Source organism: Burkholderia sp. Se-20378 (assembly GCF_017104665.1).
Taxonomy (GTDB): Bacteria; Pseudomonadota; Gammaproteobacteria; order Burkholderiales; family Burkholderiaceae; genus Burkholderia; species Burkholderia lata.
Genome location: NZ_JAAGPG010000693.1, coordinates 1 through 3,711 on the forward strand (window position 1 = coordinate 1; position 3,711 = coordinate 3,711).

Sequence of the window (3,711 nt, forward strand, 5' to 3'; positions counted from 1 at the left end):
GACGGCACGATCGTGCCGTACACGTTGATCGGGCCGCGCGATGCACTCGACGTGGCCGACGGCGCCCCGCGTGTCGCGCGGCCGTGCCTGCTGTCGGGCTATGGCGGTTTTGCGATCCCGAACCTGCCGGGCTACAGCGATGCGTTCGGTATCGGGTGGCTCGAGCGCGGCGGCGTGATGGCGTTCGCGCACATCCGCGGCGGCGGCGAGTTCGGGCCGCGCTGGCACGTCGATGCGCAGCGCGAACACCGCCAGCGTTCCTTCGACGATTTCATCGCGGTGGCCGAGGATCTGGCCGCGACCGGCGTGACGACCGCTGCGCAGCTCGGCATCGAGGGGGGCAGCAACGGCGGGTTGCTGGTCGCTGCGTGCATGGTGCAGCGGCCGGAGCTGTTCGGCGCGGTGCTCTGCCGCGTGCCGCTGCTCGACATGCGGCGCTATCCGAAGCTGCACGCGGGCGCGGCATGGCTCGACGAATACGGCGACCCGGACGATCCTCACGAAGGCGCGGCGCTGGCCGCGTACTCGCCGTATCACCGCGTGCGGGAAGGCGTCGCGTATCCGCCGCTACTGCTGACGACGTCGACGCGCGACGATCGAGTGCATCCCGCGCATGCACGCAAGATGGGCGCGCGCATGCACGCGCTCGGTCACGAACGGGTGTGGTACTGGGAGAACACCGACGGCGGCCATGGCAGCGCCGACGATCTGGAACGCGCGGAAGCCGATGCGGCGGAATTCGGGTTCCTGTGGGCCCATCTCGGGCCGGCGCCCGCGCGGCGCTGAACGCGCGCGGGCGGATTGAACGATCAGCCGACGACCGCGACGACGGGCGTGTGGTCGGACGGCTGTTCCCACGTGCGCGGCGTGCGATCGACTTCGCACGACGTGCAGGTTTCCGCGAGCGCCGGCGACAGCAGCACGTGGTCGATGCGCAGCCCCGCGTTGCGGCGGAACGCCATCATCCGGTAGTCCCACCACGTGAAGGTCTTCTCCGGTTGTTCGAAGCGGCGGAACGCATCGACGAAGCCGAGCTCGATCAGCTGCGCGAAGTGGGCGCGCTCCTGCGGCGACACCAGGTTCTGGCCTTCCCATTTCGCCGGGTCGTGCACGTCGCGGTCTTCCGGCGCGATGTTGTAGTCGCCGAGCAGCGCGAGCTTCGGGTAGCGCTGCAACTCGGTGCGCAGCCATGCCTGCAGCGCGTCGAGCCATTGCATCTTGTAGACGAACTTGTCGGAGTCGGGCGCCTGGCCGTTCGGGAAATATGCGGACACGATGCGCACGCCGTCGACCGTCGCGGCGACCACGCGCTGCTGCGGATCGTCGAAGCCGGGGATGTTGCGCACGACGTCCGCTTCGTCGACGGTCAGCGTGTCGCGCGCGAGGATCGCGACGCCGTTGTAGGTCTTCTGGCCCGTGAACCAGCTGCGGTAGCCGGCGGCTTCAAGCTCGGCGCGCGGGAATTTCTCGTCCGGCAGCTTCAGTTCCTGCAGGCACAGCACGTCGGTTCCGCTTTGCGCGAGCCAGTCGAGCACGTGCTGCTTGCGGACGTTGAGCGAGTTGACGTTCCAGGTGGCGATTTTCATGAACGGGAGTGTGCGTGCGGGGTGAATGCGAAGGCCGCCATCTTACCGCGAGCACGCGGCGCGAACGCGTGCATCGTGCGGGGCAGGGGAGGCGCCGCGCGCAGCGGTTTCAATGAACCGAGAAGAAATTGTGACAAAAGTATTGACGTGAGTACTCCCTCACCCTATAATTTATTTCTCTGACGCGGGGTGGAGCAGTCTGGCAGCTCGTCGGGCTCATAACCCGAAGGTCGTAGGTTCAAATCCTACCCCCGCAACCAAGCACACCAGACGATGTGCAGCGCAAGTGACCGATGCGCGCTTCGTCGACAGGAACCCGGCCCCGTGCCGGGTTTTTTGTTTTCCGGCCGCGGAAACGTCGTCGCCGGCATGGATTCGTGCTTGCCAGTCTCGCCTCCCGTCTCATAAAATTAATGAGAATCATTATCATTAATGGGGCGCTGCGCGACCACGCGGCGTCGGGGAACATGGGCGTCATCGACAGTCATGCGCAGCGGGGCTTCCGTGCGCTCTACAACGATCATCACGGCTGGCTGCGTGGCTGGCTGCGCAAGAAGCTCGGCAATGCGTGCGACGCGGCCGATCTTGCCCACGACACCTATCTGCGCGTGCTCGCATCCGGCACGACGCCTCAACCCGACGATTCGCGCCGCTACCTGACCCAGATCGCGAACGGACTCGTGATCGATCTCTATCGGCGGCGGCATATCGAGTCGGCCTATCTCGACACGGTTCGATACCTGCCCGAGGCCGCAGCGCCTTCTCCCGAAACACGCGCGCTCGTGATCGAGGCGCTGTGCGAAATCGACGCGATGCTCGATCGCCTGCCCGCCAACGCACGCACGGCGCTGCTGCTGTGCAAGCTCGACGGCCTGACCTATCGCGAGATCGCCGCGCAACTCGGCGTATCGGTGTCGTCGGTCGAGAAGTACGTCGCGTCCGCGCTGCGCGCGTGCTATGCGGCGCTCTACGGGAGCGCATCGTGAGCGGGCGGCAGGGCGATGCATTGCCCGACGCCGTCGTCGAGCAGGCGATCGGCTGGCTTGCCCGCCTGTGGTCGGGCGATGCGACCGACGACGACCGGCGCCGCTGCGCGGCCTGGCGCGCCGAACATCCCGACCATGAGCGCGCGTGGCAGCGGCTTGCCGGCATCGACGCGAAACTCGGCAGCGTGCCGGCCGATACGGCGCGTGACGTCCTGCTCGCCCAGCCGGCCCGGCCTGCGCGCCGGCGCGCGATGCGCGCGCTCGGCTGGGCGATCACGTTCGGCGGTGCGAGCTACGGCGTGCGCAGCACGCGTCTGTGGCAATCGGCGACGTCCGACTATGCGAGCGGGGTCGGCGAAGTGCGCGATCTCATGCTCGCGGACGGCACGCGCGTCTGGCTCGACACGGAAAGTGCCATCGACGTGCGGTTCGACGCACGCGAGCGACGCATCGTCCTCGTGCGTGGCGCGGTTCATGTCGAGACCGCGCACGACGCGGCGGGGCGGCCGCTGCGCGTCGAGATGCGGCAGGGGATCGCGCGTGCGCTCGGCACGCGCTTCACGGCGTCGGACGAGGGAGGGTGTGCACGCGTCGACGTGTTCGACGGCGCGGTCGAGATCCGGCCGGCCCGCGCAGCCGATCGCGTGCTGCGGCTCGAGGCCGGCGAAGCCGTGCGTTTCGATGCGGACGGCTTCGCCCCGCGGGAGCCGGCCGATGTGCGTGCGAACGCATGGACGCAGGGCCGGTTGATCGCCGAACGCATGCGCGTCGATGCATGGTGCGCCGAGCTCGCACGCTACCGGCCCGGCGTCCTGCGCTGCGATCCGGCGCTCGCGCGGCTGTCGGTGTCGGGCGTGTTCTCGCTGACCGACACCGATCGCGCACTCGCCAGCCTGCGTACCGCGTTGCCGGTCGAGGTCGTCTACCGCACGCGCTACTGGGTCACGGTCGTCCCGCGCTGAACGCCGGCGCAGGGTCATCGGAGAAAAATTTCACGGGGCGATTGAGGGTTTCGGCGGTTCGTTCGGAATACACGATGCACCTTCGCAACATTCCGAACCCAAAGGATTCTTCATCATGGCGTTCCGCCGGTTTTCCCCGTCTGCAGCTTCCCGTCCCGCCAACCGGCCCGCACGCCG

Annotated in this window: 4 protein-coding genes and 1 tRNA gene; 4 read left to right on the forward strand and 1 reads right to left on the reverse strand. The window is 68.0% G+C overall.

The genetic code is table 11. From position 1 onward, the window contains the following. Positions 1 to 786 (forward strand): prolyl oligopeptidase family serine peptidase (locus tag G3N93_RS36210; protein WP_206135161.1); only part of this gene is annotated, 786 nt, incomplete at its 5' end. A gap of 23 nt (positions 787 to 809) precedes the next feature. On the opposite strand, the gene xth is transcribed toward G3N93_RS36210, so the two are convergent. After that, positions 810 to 1,586: an exodeoxyribonuclease III gene (xth, locus tag G3N93_RS36215; RefSeq protein WP_174941836.1), complete on the reverse strand. Its 777-nt coding sequence runs from the start codon at positions 1,584 to 1,586 to the stop codon at positions 810 to 812. Between the two features lie 183 nt (positions 1,587 to 1,769). On the opposite strand from xth, the gene G3N93_RS36220 reads away from it, so the two are divergent. The 3 genes from G3N93_RS36220 to G3N93_RS36230 all read left to right on the forward strand — a co-directional run bounded on the left by G3N93_RS36220 (position 1,770) and on the right by G3N93_RS36230 (position 3,534). After that, a tRNA-Met gene (locus tag G3N93_RS36220) sits at positions 1,770 to 1,846 on the forward strand. A gap of 207 nt (positions 1,847 to 2,053) precedes the next feature. After that, the gene (locus G3N93_RS36225; protein WP_206135162.1) at positions 2,054 to 2,572 is read left to right on the forward strand and encodes a sigma-70 family RNA polymerase sigma factor; all 519 of its coding nucleotides are present in this window, start codon (positions 2,054 to 2,056) and stop codon (positions 2,570 to 2,572) included. Continuing rightward, positions 2,569 to 3,534 carry a FecR domain-containing protein gene (locus G3N93_RS36230; protein ID WP_206135163.1) on the forward strand — a complete coding sequence of 322 codons (966 nt, stop codon included), beginning with the start codon at positions 2,569 to 2,571 and terminating at the stop codon, positions 3,532 to 3,534. Before G3N93_RS36225 ends, G3N93_RS36230 begins: the two co-directional genes overlap by 4 nt. Positions 3,535 to 3,711: the final 177 nt, after the last annotated feature.

Excerpts from the sequence above, each read along its gene's own strand:
- G3N93_RS36225 (WP_206135162.1), top strand. The coding sequence starts at position 2,054 with ATGGGCGTCATCGACAGTCATGCGCAGCGGGGCTTCCGTGCGCTCTAC.
- xth (WP_174941836.1), bottom strand. The coding sequence starts at position 1,586 with ATGAAAATCGCCACCTGGAACGTCAACTCGCTCAACGTCCGCAAGCAG.